Consider the following 17,363-nt stretch of genomic DNA (forward strand, 5'->3'; position numbering starts at 1 on the left):
CCGTATGTCACCGAAACTACTCTATAAAATGATCCGGAAAACAAAAGTGAAATAAAAAAAAGATTTCGCCGTGCTAAATTGATGGAAAAACCCGCATAGAAGGTTCACCATGGATCAAGACTACCATCGTATTTTAGAGGTCATTACGCGTTTTCAATTGGTTTTTGACCAGAAAAATTGGGATGCGTTTGATGATTTGTTGGCCGATCAACTTGAGGTGGATTATTTGCAGTTTAGAGGGGAGCCTTTATGCGTGGTGTCTTGTCATGAATATAAAGGTTCACGGCAACAAGCTTTGTCACATTTGCGGCTACAACACAATTTAAGCAATCCTCTTATTCGGATTGAACAAGACCAAGCATGGTTAGAATGTAATTATCAAATTTATCGTTTTTCGGAAAATGATTATTTTCATTCTTTTGGTCGCTATTATTTTACTTTGGCAAAACAACAGGATATATGGAAAATTACCGGAATTTGCCAACACTTAACTAAAAATATTGGCAATCCGCGTATACATTTTTCTGCTATGGGGCAGTGTTAATCTTTGACTGCTGTTCCGTAGGCAAATACCTCTACCATTCCACCTTGCATACCCAGTTCGGTTGTACTCAGCCGAACTCCCATAATGTGATTGGCACCGACACTTTGAGCTTGTTGTTTTAGTCGTACGATAGCCTCGCGGCGAGCACGTTCAACAATACTTTCATAACTGGTCAGCCGACCACCTAAAATATTTTTTATAGAGGCCAGTACATATTTAAAGTAGTCATGCGAAATAACCACATTACTGCTAATAAAATGTCCCAACTGGTCGCTTGTGGCAAAACGATTGGTATCAATTCTGATATGGGCAAATTGTTGCTCTTTTTCTAGAAGCTCATTTAAATGTTTTCGTTCAATATGGCGGCCAAAAGCCCAACCAATACTGAAAAGAATGAGAAAAATAACAAGCTGAAAAATAAGATTGTCCATTTTCTACCTATGCATTAAATGGATCGGGCAGATGAGGTGCTTGAGGCTGCACAACCACTGCTGTGCCATATACGAATAACTCAGAAGCACCTTGGGCAATATTTGAGGTAGAAAAACGAATACCAACAATTGCATTGGCACCGAGTTGTTCTGCTTTAGCAATCATACGTTGCATAGCCTCTTGGCGAGATTCTTCTAATAATTCGGTATAACCCGTAAGTTCACCACCTACAATATTTTTTAAACTTGCCATCAAGTCGCGACCCACATGTTTACTACGGACGGTACTCCCGTAAACAACATCAAGCTGCTTTAAAATTTGGTGGCCTGGAACACTTTCTAAATTACTTAATAACATTGTTTTTTATCAATCTAAATTTCTTTAGCTTTCAAGATAAAAAATATTCAGATGAGTTGCAATAAAAAAGCCCACCGAAGTGAGCTTTTATAAGAAAGTGATTTAAAACTTATTGCTTTTTAAGTTCAGCACTAGATGGTTGGTGAACCACTGTATCTGAAGTATTTGCTTTTAAACCACCACCTAGAGTTTTGTATAACTCGATTTGGTTGTTTAAGTTTGCTTGTTGAAGCAATAACAAACCTTGTTCAGCTGCATATGAAGAACGCTGTGCATCAAGAACTGTCAAGTAACTATCAATACCAGCACGGAAGCGGGCATTTGAAAGTGTGTAGTTGCGGTTAGTTGCTTCTACTAGACGTTGCTGAGCTGTTAAACGCTCACCAATGTTGGCACGAGTTGCAAGCGCGTCATTAACTTCACGGAACGCCGACTGAACTGATTTTTCATAATCAGACAATGCAATTTTCTGATCGGTTTCAGAAATTTTTACATTGGCACGGCGTGTACCCCAGTCAAAGATTGGTAAATCTAAGCTTGGACCAACTGACCAGACAAAACCACCAGACTTAAATAGATCACTTAAGTCAGTTGATGCATAACCAGCCGAACCCGTTAAGCTAATGGTTGGGAATAAACGTGCTTTTGCAGCACCAATATTCGCACCCGCAGCGCTTAAGTTGTATTCAGCAGCTTTTACATCTGGACGGTTATTTAACAAGTCACTTGGTAAACCGGCAGTAAATACATTTTGTTGAGCAATGCGTTTTACAGGTTGTGTAGGTAACAAGTTTTGTGGAACAGGTTGGCCTACAAGTAAGTTCAACAAGTTTTGTGCTTGAGCAATTTGAGTTTTGTAGTTTGCTACATCATTACGCGCAGTTTCTACAGAAATCTGTGCTTGACGTAATGGAACTTCACTGTCGATACCTACATCAAAACGTTTTTTGTTGAGATTGTAAGAATCTAACTGTGCTTTAAGCGTTTGCTCTGCCAGTCTTAAGTTTGCTGTTGCAAAAGAATAATTTAACCATGCTTGAGCAACTTGGCTAATCAGACTGATTTGAGTCGAATCACGAGCACTTTGTGTTGCAAGATAACTATCTAAAGCAGCATCTTTAAGGCTACGAACACGACCCCAGAAATCTAGCTCATAAGCAGTTACACCCAAACCTACTTGATAAGTAGAGTAGGGGTTATTCGGATCACGGCTTTGAGAAACCTGACGAATTGCACTACCACTTGCACCGATTGTTGGAAGCTGGTTGTTCTGTGTAATCTGATATTGCTGTTGAGCACGTTCAATATTGAGCGTTGCTGTACGTAAGTCACGGTTATTGGCAAGAGCCAAATCAATCACTTCAAGCAAACGCGGGTCAGCAAAGAACTGTTTATAACCCTGTTCAGCAATAGACGTACCAGAAGCGCTGTTATATGCATAGCTTTGTGGTATATCGGTTTTCACGACTGGTTCTGGGCCGCGCATGCTTTGACAAGCTGCCAAAGCAAGCGCAAGTGCAGATACCGCAATGCTACGACCTGAAATAGACCATACTTTTTGCATCACGATTTATGCTCCTGAGTGTTTATGGTTTTTGGTTTGTACTTAAAGATACTACGAATCCACACATAGAATACAGGGATAAAGAAGATACCTAAGAACGTCGCGCTGAGTACGCCACCAAGTACACCAAATCCTACAGAGTGCTGACTTCCTGCACCGGCACCTGTTGAAAGTGCAAGTGGAAGTACACCGAAACCGAAGGCTAGGGTGGTCATGATAATTGGACGTAAACGCATTTTTGCAGCATGTAAGGTTGCATCAAGTAGATCTTCACCTTTTTCCTGCAATTCTTTTGCGAATTCAACAATCAAGATCGCATTTTTTGCAGAAAGACCGATAACCGCAATAATCGCTACTTGGAAGTAAATGTTATTTGAGAGATTTGGATCTCCTTTAATAATCATGCCCAAGTAGGTCAATACGATTGCACCAATGACACCAAGTGGTACCACAAGTAAAACCGAGAACGGAATTGACCAGCTTTCATATAGTGCAGCCAAGCAAAGGAATACGATTAACAATGAAAGTGCGTATAAGAACGGCGCTTGAGCACCAGACTCACGTTCTTCAAGTGATAAGCCTGTCCATTCATAGTCGAAACCTTGTAAGCCCATAGATGGTAATTTACCAATAATTTCTTCCATTGCTTTCATGGCATCACCAGAGCTCACGCCAGGTGCAGGTGTACCTTGAATGTTAACTGATGACACGCCGTTATAACGTTCGAGACGTGGAGAACCATACGTCCATTCGCCTGTAGCAAACGCCGAGAATGGAACCATCTCACCTTTGTTATTACGTACATACCATTTGTTTAAGTCTTCAGGCATCATACGGCTGCCCGCATCACCTTGAACATAAACTTTTTTCACACGACCACGGTCAACGAAATCGTTAATGTATGAGCCACCCCATGCAATACGCATTGTATTGTTGATTTCGGCAATACTAACGCCCATAGCACCAGCTTGAGCCTGATCTACATTAATTTGATACTGAGGAGTATCTTCCTGACCATTTGGACGCACACCTACAAGACGTTTATCTTGTGATGCCAAACCTAAAATTGTGTTACGAGCTGCAATCAGTTTCTCATGGCCTTGACCACTTGAATCTTTAAGCTGCAAGTTAAATCCGGCAGTTACACCAAGTTCAGGCATTGCTGGAAGCTGTAACGGCATAACGTATGATGCATCTTTAATGATCATATTTAATGCCATACCACGCTGAATCAATGAACCAATTTGAGTTTCTGGTGTCGTACGTTTGCTCCAGTCTTTCAACTTAACGAAGCCAATACCCGCGTTTTGACCAACACCTGTGAATGAGAAACCAGAAACAGTGAAAATAGATTCCACGGTATCTTTTTCATTCATAAAGAAGTTAGTCATGGTGTCAATCACTTTACCGGTACGGTCAAGCGTTGCATTTGGTGGTAATTGTACAAGTGTCATGACCACACCCTGATCTTCTTCTGGTAAGAATGAAGACGGGAGTTTTTGGAACAAGAAGACTAAAAGGGCAACTACAACAGCATAGAGCACGCCAGAGAAGATTTTGCCTTTAAGCATGCGGCTAACACCATTTTGGTAGCTATGCGACATGCGGTCAAAACCATTGTTAAAGCTTCTAAAGAAACGCGCAAAGATATTATTGCTTGGTTCTTTATTAGGATCATGCTGTTTCAAGATAGTTGCACAAAGTGCCGGTGTGAACGTCAACGCTACAATTAACGACAGAACCATTGCAGTTACAAGGGTAATCGAGAACTGGCGGTAAATTACACCTGTTGTACCACCAAAGAAAGCCATTGGTACGAATACCGCTGTCAATACGCTGGTAATACCTACTAACGCACCAGAAATCTGCTGCATTGAGCGAGAAGTGGCCGTAACCGGATCGGTATGGTCTTCACTCATCACACGTTCAACGTTTTCGACTACAACAATGGCGTCGTCGACCAGAAGACCGATTGCCAATACCATAGCGAACATGGTTAAGGTGTTAATTGAGAAGCCAAAGATATTAATGACCGCAAATGTACCTAATACAACTACTGGAACTGCAAGCGTTGGAATAATCGTTGCACGCCAGTTTTGTAAGAATAGGAACATGACAATGAATACCAAAATCACGGCTTCAATTAATGTGTGTACTACACTTTCAATTGAAAGACGGATAAATGGAGTCGTGTCATAAGCCAGTTTATCTGCAAGACCTGTTGGATAGTTCTTACGTAGTTCAGATAAACGTTGTTCAACTGCTTCGGCTGTGTCGAGTGCGTTAGCACCTGTTGCAATTTTAATTGCAAGACCAGCTGCCGGTTTACCGTTAAACTTCGAGTCGAATTGATAGTTATCCGAACCTAATTCTACGCGAGCAACATCTTTTAATCGAACCTCAGCACCTGATGCTGTGTTCTTTAAGAAGATATTTTTAAACTGTTCAGGAGTCTGCAATAAGCTTTGTGCATTTACTGTTGCGTTAAGAACTTGACCTTGTACAGCCGGAGCACCACCTAACTGACCTACGGCAACTTGCGAGTTCTGCGCTTGTAAGGCAGTTGCAATATCACTAGGAGTAAGTTGATAGCTTGTTAATTTAGCTGGATCAAGCCAGATACGCATTGCGTATGAGCCACCGAAGACCTGTACCTCACCAACACCGGCAACACGGCTAAGCGGTTCTTTAATTGACGAGTTTACGTAGTCTTTAATGTCAGAGTCTGACAGGTTGTTATCTGGTGAATAGAATGCAATAACTTGCAAGAAGCTCGCACCAGATTTAGTAACTGTTACACCTTGACGTTGTACATCTTCAGGTAAAAGCGCAGTTGCAGATTGCAATTTGTTTTGAACTTGAACCTGTGCAATATCAGGGTCAACACCTTGTTCAAAGTTTAATTGAATAGATGCCTGACCATTACCAGCACTGTTAGATGAAATATAACGTAAGCCATCAAGACCATTCATTTGTTGTTCAATGATCTGGGTTACAGTATTTTCAACTGTTTCAGCCGATGCACCAGGATAAGTCGCAGCAATCGTTACGGTTGGTGGTGCAATCGTTGGATATTGTGCAATAGGCATTTTTGTTAGCGTAAGAATACCCGCCAACATAATGACTAATGCAATCACCCACGCAAATATGGGGCGATGAATAAAAAATTGTGCCATTCAATCTACCCCTTATGCATTTGAAGCTGCTTTCTGTTCTGCTTGAGGTTTACCTGATTGAGCCGGTTTCGCAGCATTTGGTGCTGCACCTTGAGAGTTTGCTGGTTGAGCTTGATAAGGTTTTGCTGATACTTCTTGCCCTTCTTTAACTTTGGCAACACCATCAACAATGACTTTATCGCCGGCTTTTAAGCCGTTAGTCACAATCCAATTTTGTCCTTGAACACCAGAGGTTTCAACAGGACGGCTCTCAACAACCCCTTTAGCATTAACAAGCATCGCTACAGCTTGCCCTGTAGGTAAACGAGTAATGGCAGCTTGAGGAATCAGGTAAGCATTTGGAACAACGCCCTGAACAATTTGCGCAGTGGTATACATACCCGGAAGCAATAAATGATTCGGGTTAGAGAATACGGCACGTAATGTAATTGTTCCTGTATCTTGGTTTACAGAAGCGTCAGAGAAAGCAAGTTGCCCTTCGATTGGATAGGTAGAACCATCTTCAAGCTTTAATTTTACTTTCGTGTTGTTACTGTTATTTAAACTGCCTTTACTTAGTTGTTGACGTAAACGCAATAACTCAGCACTAGACTGATTAATATCAACATAGATAGGATCTAACTGTTGAATCGTTACCAACGGGTCAGTCTGGTTTGCAGTAACCAAAGCACCAGCCGTTACTGAAGAACGACCAGATTGGCCAGAAATAGGAGAGCGAATTGTAGAATAACCAAGATCTACATTTGCATTTGTTACTTGAGCCTTAGCTGCTGCAACTTGTGCTTCTGCAACATTGACTTGACCAAGTAAGTCATCATATTCCTGTTTAGACACAGCATTACTAGAAACAAGTTGTTTATAACGATTTAACTTGGTACGTAGTGAAGCTAGATTTGCCTGTTGTTGTAGGAGTGATGCTTTTGCATTTTCTAACGTTGCACGGTTCGTTCTAGAGTCGAGCTCATAAAGCGCCTGACCTTCACGAACATAGCTTCCTTCAGCAAATAAGCGTTTTAAAATCACGCCACTTGTCTGAGGACGAACTTCAGAAATTTGATATGCTGAAGTACGGCCTGAAAGCTCAACGCTTTGTTCAACACTTTGTGGTTGAGCAACAATAACACCTACTTCTGCAGGCGGCATTTTCTGAGCAGCAGCAGCTTGCTGTTTCTCATCGGAGCCTTTGCTACAACCAACAAGCGCGATACTTGTTGCTAATGCGCAAGCAGTAAGGGCTGGTGCCCAAAGCTTAGCCGACATCATTGTTCCACCTCGTTTAGATAAAATCTAAAAATATATTTGTTTTCTACTTAACCTACTTTGTGTTTGTAATAACCAGAGCCAAAGCAGTGCAATCCAAATAAAACCAATGCCCCAACCAGCGAGTACGTCTGTTGGGAAATGAACTCCTGCATATATTCTTGAAAGCCCCATACACACAAACCAAAGACAGGAGATCAAAACAATATAAGGAGAGTTAATGTTGTGCTTATGGCATAACATAATCATTGCCAGACAAGCCAGTGTTGATGCATAAACACTATGTGCACTTGGGAACGATGCACCGTAACTTTCAACAATATGATATGCCTCAGGAGGTCTAGGCCGGTTAACACACCACTTGAGCAGCCAACCCATGGTGATACTGCCAATAACTCCCAAGCTAATGAAAATAACAGTAATATATTTTTTATACCATGCTAAATATATACATACTAGAAAGGATAAAAAACATACAAAAGGCATGCCGCCTACGCGTGCAAGAAAGGTGGTTATAGTATTAAGATAATCTAAACGATAGTGACTCAATGTTTGAACGGTGAGCAAGTCCAAAGATTGAAGACTTGGTACAAAAAGACCAAGAACACCTAATCCTAAAAAAACGCAACCAATACAAAGCAATAGATAGGGCATAAACACACCTTTGCTTATTCATATAGTTTTTCACTATTGAACGCCGTTGAAAGTGTACTTGCCAGTACACTTTTTTTCAAGCCTGATAGATCATCGTAAATTCATTTTGAAATTTTTTTAACATTTGGAAAAACAATCACAACAAAATTGACGGACATCACATTTTGTGTACAAAGCAAAACATTTAGTGTTCTGCTTTTTTTCCACTATTGGCTTGGGCATTTTCTTCTAATTCTAGAGGCTGTTTCGGTGGCCAGAAGAAGTCACTTGGTCGGGTAAGAAAATGGGTCATGACCAGTTTGGCTAATGGCTTCCATTGTTCAAAGCGAACTCGACGTGCACGTAATGCCACAATAATAGTGAGTGTGAAACTCACAAATAAGTTGGTGAGACCAATACAGAGTACACCTAAAAATGAAACTATAATCAAGCCAATATCAGGACTACCATTAATAGTCATTAAACCTTGAATGAAGTTCGCTGACGCAAAGGCAATGTGACGAATATCTAGAGGTAGGCCCAAAATAAAGCCAATTGTTCCCATACTTCCTAACATTACGCCAAATAGGAAATTACCTGCGAGCGCCCCTAAATTACGTTCAATATATTCTGCAAAACGGTTCAGGCGTTCTTGTCCAAATAAGTTTCTTAAACGTCGATGTGCTTTTAAACGGGGTCCTACTTTTCTATAAACTGCCATGTTGTCGAAGTAGCCCGCAATTAGGCCAGATAAAAACAAACACACCCCAGCAATCGCTGCATGCGGAACGGCTAATGACGTAAAAGGGTTTAGGCTGTGTAATAGATAAGTTGCCTTGGTATGAGTTAATAAAGGCTCATCAAGATAGAACTGCCAAGCAAAGGTAATAAGAGCAGCAGTAGGAATTGCAATCGAGATATTACCCAAAATAGCAATAAACTGAGTTCGAATAATATTGATAATAAGTGCGGCTAATTCTGCAATTTGTGCAGTTTTAGAGCCTTTACGTTGCTGAACTGTGGCTGCAAGTGCGGCAGCTGTCATTGCGGGTTGTTTTGTTGCAACAGTAAAGTGCAATACATGAATCAAAATAAAGCCAAGTGAATAGTTCATACTGAACGTAAAGGCTTGCATGAGCGGAGCCATCGTCATACGTGCAGCAAGAATTTTTAATGAGGCCATACAGGCAATAATCACACCTGCACCAGCAGCGGCTTTATACATGCCCCAAAAGCCTTTGGTGTCTGTACTTACATAGTGTTCGCCAGTACGGCTTGCATTCTCTGTGACTTGAAAGGCAATAAGCTCACTGGTCGTGCTGAGTAAAGAGCGGACACTTTTTTCACTATAATGTGCTTTAGTTAAGTCTGAAATTAAGTTTCCTAAAGAAACGTAGCGTCCCTCGCTATCATCTACAACTAGATAGAGTAATAATTCAATCCGATCTAAACACTGTTCAAGTAAAGACAAAAGATAGGTCAAACTTAAACTTACACCGATTCTTTTGGTCGCTCGGCGTATTTTTAAAACGACGTCTCGACACTGCTCTAGCATTACAAATGCTTGAGAGGCATCAGGAGGTGGAAGCACAGCAATGTCGTTGCTGGAAATATCCTGTTTTTTGTACTTCTCTATAAACTCAATAATTTCACGGTTTTGTACCAAAAATGGCGATTCATATTCGGTTAATTCAGGTTGAGCATTAATAAATTCGGGATAAAGACCGATACCACTAATACGGTAAGATAAGACAGTAATTGCCTTAATCATTTCTCGCTGAATGGCATGCTTTTCATCGACATTACTGTTACTTTGTCCAATAAGTCCGAACAAAGTTGCCCAATCCTTATCATCGACATTGTTTAACCAGATTGAATCACTTTCTAAATAGAAAATTTTTCCAATCAGAATTTTTAGCTGGCTTGCATCTTCAATAAGTGGCAGAAAATGGCCGCCAAGTCTTTGCCCAAGCTGGTTCCAGAAACCATCTAAAGACAAAATACCGCTATCTGCATATAAGCTGACTTGCTTATATTGATTAATGAGGCGTAATAAAAAGGTTTGTAAAAGGGCTGGAGCGGTAGGAGTAAGTAATAGGCTATCAATAAAGGCTTGTATTTTTTGCTCTATTTCATCCGTATCTTGGGGATCGGATGGCCGTAAAGCATTGACTAGGTCAATGAGAATATTTTCGTCAATAACAGCTTGAGGGTTTTCAAGCTGTTTCTGGATTTTAAAAAAATGTTCTGAAAAATTTATATGCATAGGCAAAATAATATCTACTGTATTCGATGTAATGCAAGCCGAGTTAAATTAATCAACGCTTGACGATAAGGTGTATCAGGCAAGATTGATAAGGCTTGCAGTGCTGCTTCTGTTTCTTCTTGGGCACGACGCTGGCAATAGTCTAAAGCACCAGACTTTTGCACAATTTCAATCACTTTAGGTAATTGGTCAACACCACCAGTCGCAATACTGCGTCTAATAATGGCATGCTCTTCACCGGTTGAATGTGCTAATGCTGAAATTAACGGTAAAGTCGGTTTACCTTCCATTAAATCATCACCAATATTTTTACCTAATGTTTCAGCATCTGAAGTGTAGTCTAAAATATCGTCAATAATCTGGAATGCATTTCCGAAATGACCTGCAAATAATCTTAAAGGTTCGCGGTAAGCTTCTTGCCCAGCTAAAATAGCTGCACCTTCGGTTGCAAGTTCAAATAAACGAGAAGTTTTCCCGTGAATAATTTTTAAATATGTTTCTTCAGTTGTATCCGGTTGATGCTGAGATTGGAGCTGTAATACCTCACCTTCAGCAATTTCACATGTACCTGTTGAGAAGTCTTTTAATAAGGTCATGTTGTTTAAATCAACCAAAAGGTCAAAAGCGCGGGCAATAAGGAAGTCACCAACCAATACGGCCGTTTGATTGTTCCATGTTGCATTTGCAGTAGGACGACCACGGCGAAGTCCAGATTCATCAACTACATCATCATGCACTAAAGTTGCGGTATGAAGCATTTCAATAATAGCTGCCAGACGCTGTGCATTTTGCATATTGTCGAGGCCGCAAGCGCGTGCTGCAAGTAAACACATGATTGGGCGCATACGTTTGCCGCCAGCTTCAACTACATGTTTACTCACTGACATGACCAAGCCGACTTTTGAGCTAATTCCTTCATTAATCAAGTGATCCATCGCAGCAAAGTCTGTAGCAACAGGAGCGAGAATGTCTTGCTTAAAATCGATGACCATATGAAGAAAAACCCCGTATTGGTAGATAAGTGGCGTTAGTGTATCAATTAAAAGTGCATTAAACAGGGAAACAAGCAATTGATATTAATCATTTGTATGTTCATGAAGAGTCTTTGTTCTTTATTTCGGCAAAACCATGTGTTTCCGACAAAACAATAAATTTTAATAACGTCAACATGAATACAGCTTGTTCTTGTTGCAAGTTGTGTCTGGAACTGTATTTTAAATTCCATTCAGAATCAATGAAAAGTACTAAAATCAAATTGAAGCTATTTTTATTATGTAAGAATGATGGCTTCTGTTGCTTAGTTAAAGATAAAGCACTTGTCGTTTGATCAAATTTCACTTAAAATCTGTCGCCTTGTATAACCCCAGTGGCGTTCGTTTTAAGATCGATATATCCCTTTATCGGCACGACGACACGGGCTGATTGGAGTACGTTATGTACGCAGTAATCCAAAGCGGTGGTAAACAGCACCGTGTAGTTGAGGGTGAAACCCTTAAAGTTGAATTATTGAAGGCTGAATCTGGCGCAACTATTACATTTGATGATGTATTAATGGTTGTAAACGGTGACAACATTCAAATCGGTGCTCCAGTTGTAGCTGGCGCTAAAGTAACTGCAGAAGTGATTGGTCATGGTCGTCACGACAAAATCCGCATCATCAAAATGCGTCGTCGTAAACACTACCGTAAACAACAAGGTCACCGTCAATGGTTCACTGAGTTGAAAATTACTGGTATTTCAGGCTAATCACGAGGAGTAAGAGACATGGCAACTAAAAAAGCCGGTGGATCGACGAAGAACGGTCGTGATTCAAACCCAAAAATGTTAGGTGTTAAAGTTTACGGTGGCCAAACTGTAACTGCTGGTAACATCATCGTTCGTCAACGTGGTACTGAATTCCACGCTGGTGCAAATGTTGGTATGGGCCGTGACCATACTTTATTTGCTACTGCTGACGGCGTAGTAAAATTCGAAGTGAAAGGTCAATTTGGCCGTCGCTACGTAAAAGTTGAAACTGTTTAAGTTTTAGCTTAAGAAAAAGCCCACATTTTGTGGGCTTTTTTTATGGAAATACATCAATATTGTCTTCATGATGATGAATGAAATTCTACAAACAACATGAATAACATAACAAAATATCTTATTTTCTCAATGATTAGCACAAAGTTTGTCGGTTAATATAAGTCTTGAATGAAGAGCTTGTTTAGCTGGATTAATTGAAAGGCTAGCAAGTTATCTTACAGCAACTAAAAAGGTGATGACATGAATATGCTTCGTAAAACCATGTGTGCTATTACACTCAGCGCCTCAGTGCTTGCTCCTGTAATGAGTACTACAGCGTTCGCTGCACCCGTAGCAGCACCGGAGCAACAGGCAATTGGGAACCTGGTAAATCAGTTATCAGGCTTACAGCGTTTGACTGCCGATTTTGAACAAACAACGAAAGCGAATACAAAAACTGTAGCACAGAAAAAAGGCTTAAGTGCTCAGCATATGAACCAGACATTTAAAGGTTCAATGAAAGTTGAACGTCCGGGGAAATTTTATTGGGAAACTGTAAGTCCCTCTAAGCAAACTATTGTAACAAGTGGAAAAACAGTCTGGATTTATGACCCTGATCTACAACAGGCTGTGCGCCAAAGCCTAGATGATCAGGTCGCTGATACACCGGCTTTATTACTTTCTGGTAATACTAACCAAATCATGAAGTCTTACCGAGTAACTCAGCCAGATAAATCTAAGTTATATTTCACTTTATTCCCTAAAAAAGAAGATGGAGCTTTCCAAAGCTTAACGATTAGTTTTGGTGCCAACAAAGCACCTACACTCATGGTATTGCAAGATTCTTTAGGTCAAACGACTTATGTTCGTTTCAAGAATGTTAAAGTAAATGCCTCAATTCCGGCTTCAACTTTCAATTTTACGCCTCCGAAAGGTACCGATATTATTGATCAATAAGCCTGATTATTTAGAAAGCCATCTTTACGATGGCTTTCTTTTTATATATCAAGCCTAGATACATTTTTTAACCCCGTCTTAAACTTACGCTTTGTATAGTGGTAGGAGTGAGTTTACGGGGATTAACATGCAACTTTACGATAAAAAAATTATTTTCATTCTTCCAATGTTAGCTGCCATGGTTGCGGTGAGCGGTTGTCAGCCAAAATCTACGGCTAAAGATGAACAACCGGCTTCTAGTGCTTCAGTAAAAGAGCAAAAGCAAGCTGAAGTCCCTGTCATTCAAGCAAAAGTTGTTCCGGTAAAGCTGCCAAAACCTAAAGTTTGTCTTGAAGACGGCTGCACTGAATATGATTTTCAGACCGTACAAACCAATCAAAAATGGATTAATGATTATTTTACGAACCGTATAAAGAAAGCAGACCCGAATGCTTTTGCAAATTTGGCTGATAAACCTGTTGAGGTACCGGAAGGGGAGCCGAGCTCAAGTCAGAGTGCAATCTATGTCCGTTATTTAGGGCAAAATTATAACCTTGCAACCTTTGCATTCCAGACATATTCATACTCTGCGGGGGCAGCACATGGTATGTTACATCAAGAGTTTGTAAATTTTGACTTGCTAAATAAAAAGCACATTACCGTTGAAGAACTTATTAAGCCAGATGTTGAAAAACAGTTAGTTGATGCGCTTTTTGATGCAAATACTAATTGGCTTCAAGAGCACAATATTAGCCGTGAAAAACTGCAATTAAGTGATAATTTCTACTATGGTGCAAATGGGATTGTTTTTGTCTATCCAATTTATGAATTAGCTTCTTATGCAGAAGGTATGTCTGAATTAACCTTGCCATATTTTGAAGCAGCTAAATATATTAAACCTGAGTATTTACCGAGTGTACCGAACTATAACTTATAAAATATAAGATCTATTCTAAGAATTGTGTGAAAGCTATTCGTTATGAAGATGATCACTATATTTTTTAGTGTTAAGGGCTTACACTATAGCCAGTTTTTTACCCATATTATGATTGATTATGATCGACCCTAAGTTACTCAGAAATAATATTGAAGTCGTTAATGCAGCTTTGGCAAAACGTGGTGTTCAGTTAGATGTTCAAGAATGGGCATCTTTAGAGACTCGCCGTAAAGACTTGCAATCAAAAACTGAAAAGTTACAGGCAGAGCGAAATGCCGGTGCTAAACAAGTGGGTCAGATTAAAAAATCCGGTGGTGATGCTTCTGAAATCATGGCACGTATGCAAGCCATTGGTGATGAAATTAAAGCTGCCGAAGTTGCTTTATCAGAGCTACAAAACGAGATTGAGCAAAAAGCGCTTAGCATTCCTAACTTGCCGGACGAATCTGTGCCAGCTGGTAAAGATGAAAATGATAACGTTGAAATCTCAAAATGGGGTACACCTCGTCAGTTCGATTTTGAAATCAAAGATCATACTGATTTAGGCGAGTGGATGGGCGGACTAGAGTTTGAAACTGCCACTAAACTCACAGGCTCACGTTTTAGTGTGTTGAAGGGACCTTTAGCTCGTCTACAACGTGCTTTAACTCAGTTCATGCTCGATACCCATACTTTAAAGAATGGTTATACCGAAGCGTATGTGCCTTATTTGGTAAATGCTGATTCATTACGTGGGACAGGTCAGTTACCAAAATTTGAAGAAGATTTATTTAAACTTCAAGGTGAAAAAGAATACTACCTCATCCCTACAGCAGAAGTTCCAGTCACTAACTTTGTCCGTGATGAAATTATTGATGCAGACCGTTTACCATTAAAATATGCGGCTCATACACCATGTTTCCGTAGTGAAGCGGGTTCTTATGGTCGTGATACACGTGGTTTAATTCGTCAGCACCAATTTGATAAAGTTGAAATGGTGCAAATCGTTAAGCCTGAAACATCTATGCAGGCACTTGAAGAGCTTACTGCACATGCTGAGGGCATTTTACAGGCACTTGGTTTGCCTTACCGCAAAATTTTGCTCTGTGGTGGTGATATGGGCTTCGGGGCGACTAAAACTTATGATTTAGAAGTTTGGGTTCCAAGTCAAAATACTTACCGTGAAATTTCAAGCTGCTCTAATATGGGTGATTTCCAGGCACGTCGTATGAAAGCACGCTACCGTATGGATCAGAAGAAGACCGAATTGGTGCATACTCTAAATGGTTCAGGCCTTGCTGTTGGGCGTACTTTACTTGCAGTAATGGAAAACTACCAACGCGAAGACGGTTCAATTGAGATTCCAGAAGTATTACGCCCATATATGGGTGGTGTAACGTTTATTGATTAAGCTTTGCATCTAAATTGTGCACGGTTTTTGCTTAAACATAGTCAGATGATTGATGTAGAGGTTTAAGGTGGATATTTTTCCAATCTCTTTGAAGTTGCAACAGCAACGTTGTCTGATTGTGGGCGGAGGGCATATTGCTTTACGCAAGGCAACCTTATTGGCTAAGGCAGGAGCAATAATTGATGTTGTTGCTCCTGCAATTGAAGATCAGCTTCTGCAATTAATTACAACAACAGGCGGCGTGTCGTTTATTGAAGCTTTTGCTGAAAAGTTTTTAAGTACACCCTATCGTTTAGTTATTGCAGCGACCAATGACGCAGAAGTAAATAAAACAGTTTTTGAGCAGTGTGAAGCACGCAATTTACTTGTAAATAGCGTCGATGATATTCCACATTGTCGTTTTATGGTGCCTGCGATCATTGATCGATCTCCATTAATTGTTTCAGTGGCTTCAAATGGAACATCTCCTGTTCTATCTCGTCAAATCCGTACGCAGTTAGAAACCTCTATTCCACATGGCATGGGCAAGTTAGCTGAGTTTTCAGGAAAATGGCGCAATCAGGTTAAAGAAAAAATTTCTAATCCAGATGAGCGCCGTATTTTTTGGGAAAACTTGTATGCAAGCCCCTTAAAGGAACAAGTTTTTAATGACAATCTAGATGTTGCCGATAGCATGCTTGAACAAGCATTGCAGGAGTGGAAAGCACCTAAAGGCGAGGTTTATTTGGTGGGGGCAGGTCCTGGTGATCCTGAACTCATTACTTTAAAAGCTTTACGTTTAATGCAGCAAGCTGATGTGGTCATTTATGACCGCCTTGTTTCTGCACCTATTTTAGAATTGTGTCGTCGAGACGCAACAAAAATATATGTTGGTAAAGCACGTTCTAACCACAGTGTTCCTCAAGAAGGTATTAATGCATTATTGGTTGACTACGCGAAAAAAGGTAAACGTGTTTGTCGTTTAAAAGGGGGAGACCCTTTTATTTTTGGCCGTGGTGGCGAAGAGATCCAAGAATTATTCCAAGCTGGCGTCCCATTTCAAGTTGTTCCCGGTATTACTGCTGCGTCAGGTTGTTCAGCTTATGCAGGTATTCCGCTTACCCATCGTGATTATGCCCAGAGTGTCCGCTTTCTTACAGGCCATCTAAAAGAAGGTTCTCCTGAGTTACCGTGGAATGAGCTGGTATACGAAAACCAGACATTAGTACTATATATGGGGTTGGTGGGACTAGAGCGTATTTGTGAGCAGCTGATTGCGCATGGACAACGTCCAGATATGCCAGTTGCATTAATTTCAAAGGGTACGACACCTGAACAGAAGGTTGTGGTGGGGTCACTTGCTGATATTGCATCTAAAGTGACAGAACATCAAATTCATGCGCCGACACTCACAATTATTGGTGAGGTTGTACGTTTGCGTGAACAGTTACAGTGGAATTAGTCGGCTTATTGATATCTGCAAAAGAGATGTAATTATTGCCTGAGCTAACCAATAAGTAATTTAAGTGAGTAATTAAGTGATTCATGTTGTTCTATACGAGCCTGAGATTCCTGCTAATACAGGTAATATTATTCGTCTATGCGCGAATACAGGCGCTCAATTGCATTTAGTTAAGCCTTTAGGCTTTGAACTTGATGATAAAAAGCTTAAACGTGCAGGGCTTGATTATCATGAATGGGCAAGAATGCAAATTTGGGACAACATAGAGCTTTGTCTTGCGGACTTAAAAGCAAAAGGTGTTGAGCATGTTTTTCCTTTAACTACGAAAGGTTCTGCTACGCCTCATACAGTTGATTTAAATAGACCTGTGGCTTTATTGATGGGGCCAGAAACACGCGGTTTGCCTGAACATGTTCGTCTGATGTT

The 17,363-nt window shown here is 40.4% G+C and carries 16 protein-coding genes and 1 pseudogene; 8 read left to right on the plus strand and 9 right to left on the minus strand.

Annotated features, from left to right (window positions below; genetic code table 11):
• Positions 1-109 precede the first annotated feature (109 nt).
• Positions 110-544 carry a nuclear transport factor 2 family protein gene (locus tag C1642_RS16020; protein ID WP_002133900.1) on the plus strand — a complete coding sequence of 145 codons (435 nt, stop codon included), beginning with the start codon at positions 110-112 and terminating at the stop codon, positions 542-544.
• Here C1642_RS16020 and C1642_RS16025 read toward each other — a convergent pair.
• The 9 genes and pseudogenes from C1642_RS16025 to C1642_RS16065 all read right to left on the minus strand — a co-directional run bounded on the left by C1642_RS16025 (position 541) and on the right by C1642_RS16065 (position 11,570).
• Positions 541-975, minus strand: a complete 435-nt coding sequence (locus C1642_RS16025) for a YbjQ family protein (RefSeq protein ID WP_000369287.1) — start codon at positions 973-975, stop codon at positions 541-543. The two genes, C1642_RS16020 and C1642_RS16025, sit on opposite strands and share 4 nt — an antisense overlap.
• Before the next feature lie 7 nt (positions 976-982).
• Positions 983-1,333, minus strand: a complete 351-nt coding sequence (locus C1642_RS16030; RefSeq protein WP_000927238.1) for a YbjQ family protein — start codon at positions 1,331-1,333, stop codon at positions 983-985.
• A gap of 109 nt (positions 1,334-1,442) precedes the next feature.
• Positions 1,443-2,897: a multidrug efflux RND transporter outer membrane channel subunit AdeK gene (adeK, locus tag C1642_RS16035; protein WP_001174793.1), complete on the minus strand. Its 1,455-nt coding sequence runs from the start codon at positions 2,895-2,897 to the stop codon at positions 1,443-1,445.
• Complete coding sequence (adeJ, locus tag C1642_RS16040) at positions 2,897-6,073, minus strand: multidrug efflux RND transporter permease subunit AdeJ (RefSeq protein ID WP_000046678.1); 3,177 nt, start codon at positions 6,071-6,073, stop codon at positions 2,897-2,899. Before adeJ ends, adeK begins: the two co-directional genes overlap by 1 nt.
• Positions 6,074-6,085: 12 nt before the next feature.
• On the minus strand, positions 6,086-7,336 hold the full coding sequence (gene adeI / locus C1642_RS16045; RefSeq protein ID WP_000986589.1) for a multidrug efflux RND transporter periplasmic adaptor subunit AdeI: 1,251 nt from the start codon (positions 7,334-7,336) through the stop codon (positions 6,086-6,088).
• A gap of 24 nt (positions 7,337-7,360) precedes the next feature.
• Positions 7,361-7,987, minus strand: coding sequence for a phosphatase PAP2 family protein (locus tag C1642_RS16050; protein ID WP_103236585.1), 627 nt, complete (start codon positions 7,985-7,987; stop codon positions 7,361-7,363).
• 184 nt (positions 7,988-8,171) lie between these two features.
• On the minus strand, positions 8,172-10,232 hold the full coding sequence (locus C1642_RS16055) for a site-specific recombinase (protein WP_000547886.1): 2,061 nt from the start codon (positions 10,230-10,232) through the stop codon (positions 8,172-8,174).
• A 14-nt stretch (positions 10,233-10,246) separates the two neighbouring features.
• On the minus strand, positions 10,247-11,224 hold the full coding sequence (sdsA, locus tag C1642_RS16060) for an All-trans-nonaprenyl-diphosphate synthase (RefSeq protein WP_000234081.1): 978 nt from the start codon (positions 11,222-11,224) through the stop codon (positions 10,247-10,249).
• 47 nt (positions 11,225-11,271) lie between these two features.
• Positions 11,272-11,570, minus strand: a pseudogene (locus C1642_RS16065) (hypothetical protein).
• Between the two features lie 96 nt (positions 11,571-11,666).
• On the opposite strand from C1642_RS16065, the gene rplU reads away from it, so the two are divergent.
• From rplU to C1642_RS16100, 7 genes are all read left to right on the plus strand, one after another.
• Positions 11,667-11,978 (plus strand): 50S ribosomal protein L21, encoded by a 312-nt coding sequence (gene rplU, locus C1642_RS16070; RefSeq protein WP_000271409.1) that lies wholly within the window; start codon positions 11,667-11,669, stop codon positions 11,976-11,978.
• Positions 11,979-11,996: 18 nt separating this feature from the next.
• The gene (gene rpmA / locus C1642_RS16075) at positions 11,997-12,254 is read left to right on the plus strand and encodes a 50S ribosomal protein L27 (RefSeq protein ID WP_000201632.1); all 258 of its coding nucleotides are present in this window, start codon (positions 11,997-11,999) and stop codon (positions 12,252-12,254) included.
• Positions 12,255-12,494: 240 nt separating this feature from the next.
• Positions 12,495-13,190 (plus strand): outer membrane lipoprotein chaperone LolA, encoded by a 696-nt coding sequence (gene lolA, locus C1642_RS16080; RefSeq protein WP_001056757.1) that lies wholly within the window; start codon positions 12,495-12,497, stop codon positions 13,188-13,190.
• 127 nt (positions 13,191-13,317) lie between these two features.
• Positions 13,318-14,106, plus strand: a complete 789-nt coding sequence (locus tag C1642_RS16085) for an RsiV family protein (protein ID WP_103236586.1) — start codon at positions 13,318-13,320, stop codon at positions 14,104-14,106.
• 118 nt (positions 14,107-14,224) lie between these two features.
• The gene (gene serS / locus C1642_RS16090; protein ID WP_000566836.1) at positions 14,225-15,496 is read left to right on the plus strand and encodes a serine--tRNA ligase; all 1,272 of its coding nucleotides are present in this window, start codon (positions 14,225-14,227) and stop codon (positions 15,494-15,496) included.
• 67 nt (positions 15,497-15,563) lie between these two features.
• Complete coding sequence (cysG, locus tag C1642_RS16095; RefSeq protein WP_000350922.1) at positions 15,564-16,937, plus strand: siroheme synthase CysG; 1,374 nt, start codon at positions 15,564-15,566, stop codon at positions 16,935-16,937.
• 76 nt (positions 16,938-17,013) lie between these two features.
• Positions 17,014-17,363, plus strand: a 350-nt coding sequence (locus C1642_RS16100) for a tRNA (cytidine(34)-2'-O)-methyltransferase (protein WP_228153940.1), incomplete at its 3' end; no start/stop codon positions are given.

The organism is Acinetobacter sp. AKBS16, assembly GCF_002899995.1.
In the GTDB taxonomy this organism is placed as follows: domain Bacteria; phylum Pseudomonadota; class Gammaproteobacteria; order Pseudomonadales; family Moraxellaceae; genus Acinetobacter; species Acinetobacter baumannii.

Coding starts and splice junctions, on each gene's coding strand:
- C1642_RS16020 (WP_002133900.1), top strand. CDS start 110: ATGGATCAAGACTACCATCGTATTTTAGAGGTCATTACGCGTTTTCAA.
- C1642_RS16025 (WP_000369287.1), bottom strand. CDS start 975: ATGGACAATCTTATTTTTCAGCTTGTTATTTTTCTCATTCTTTTCAGT.
- C1642_RS16030 (WP_000927238.1), bottom strand. CDS start 1,333: ATGTTATTAAGTAATTTAGAAAGTGTTCCAGGCCACCAAATTTTAAAG.
- adeK (WP_001174793.1), bottom strand. CDS start 2,897: ATGCAAAAAGTATGGTCTATTTCAGGTCGTAGCATTGCGGTATCTGCA.
- adeJ (WP_000046678.1), bottom strand. CDS start 6,073: ATGGCACAATTTTTTATTCATCGCCCCATATTTGCGTGGGTGATTGCA.
- adeI (WP_000986589.1), bottom strand. CDS start 7,336: ATGATGTCGGCTAAGCTTTGGGCACCAGCCCTTACTGCTTGCGCATTA.
- C1642_RS16050 (WP_103236585.1), bottom strand. CDS start 7,987: ATGCCCTATCTATTGCTTTGTATTGGTTGCGTTTTTTTAGGATTAGGT.
- C1642_RS16055 (WP_000547886.1), bottom strand. CDS start 10,232: ATGCATATAAATTTTTCAGAACATTTTTTTAAAATCCAGAAACAGCTT.
- sdsA (WP_000234081.1), bottom strand. CDS start 11,224: ATGGTCATCGATTTTAAGCAAGACATTCTCGCTCCTGTTGCTACAGAC.
- rplU (WP_000271409.1), top strand. CDS start 11,667: ATGTACGCAGTAATCCAAAGCGGTGGTAAACAGCACCGTGTAGTTGAG.
- rpmA (WP_000201632.1), top strand. CDS start 11,997: ATGGCAACTAAAAAAGCCGGTGGATCGACGAAGAACGGTCGTGATTCA.
- lolA (WP_001056757.1), top strand. CDS start 12,495: ATGAATATGCTTCGTAAAACCATGTGTGCTATTACACTCAGCGCCTCA.
- C1642_RS16085 (WP_103236586.1), top strand. CDS start 13,318: ATGCAACTTTACGATAAAAAAATTATTTTCATTCTTCCAATGTTAGCT.
- serS (WP_000566836.1), top strand. CDS start 14,225: ATGATCGACCCTAAGTTACTCAGAAATAATATTGAAGTCGTTAATGCA.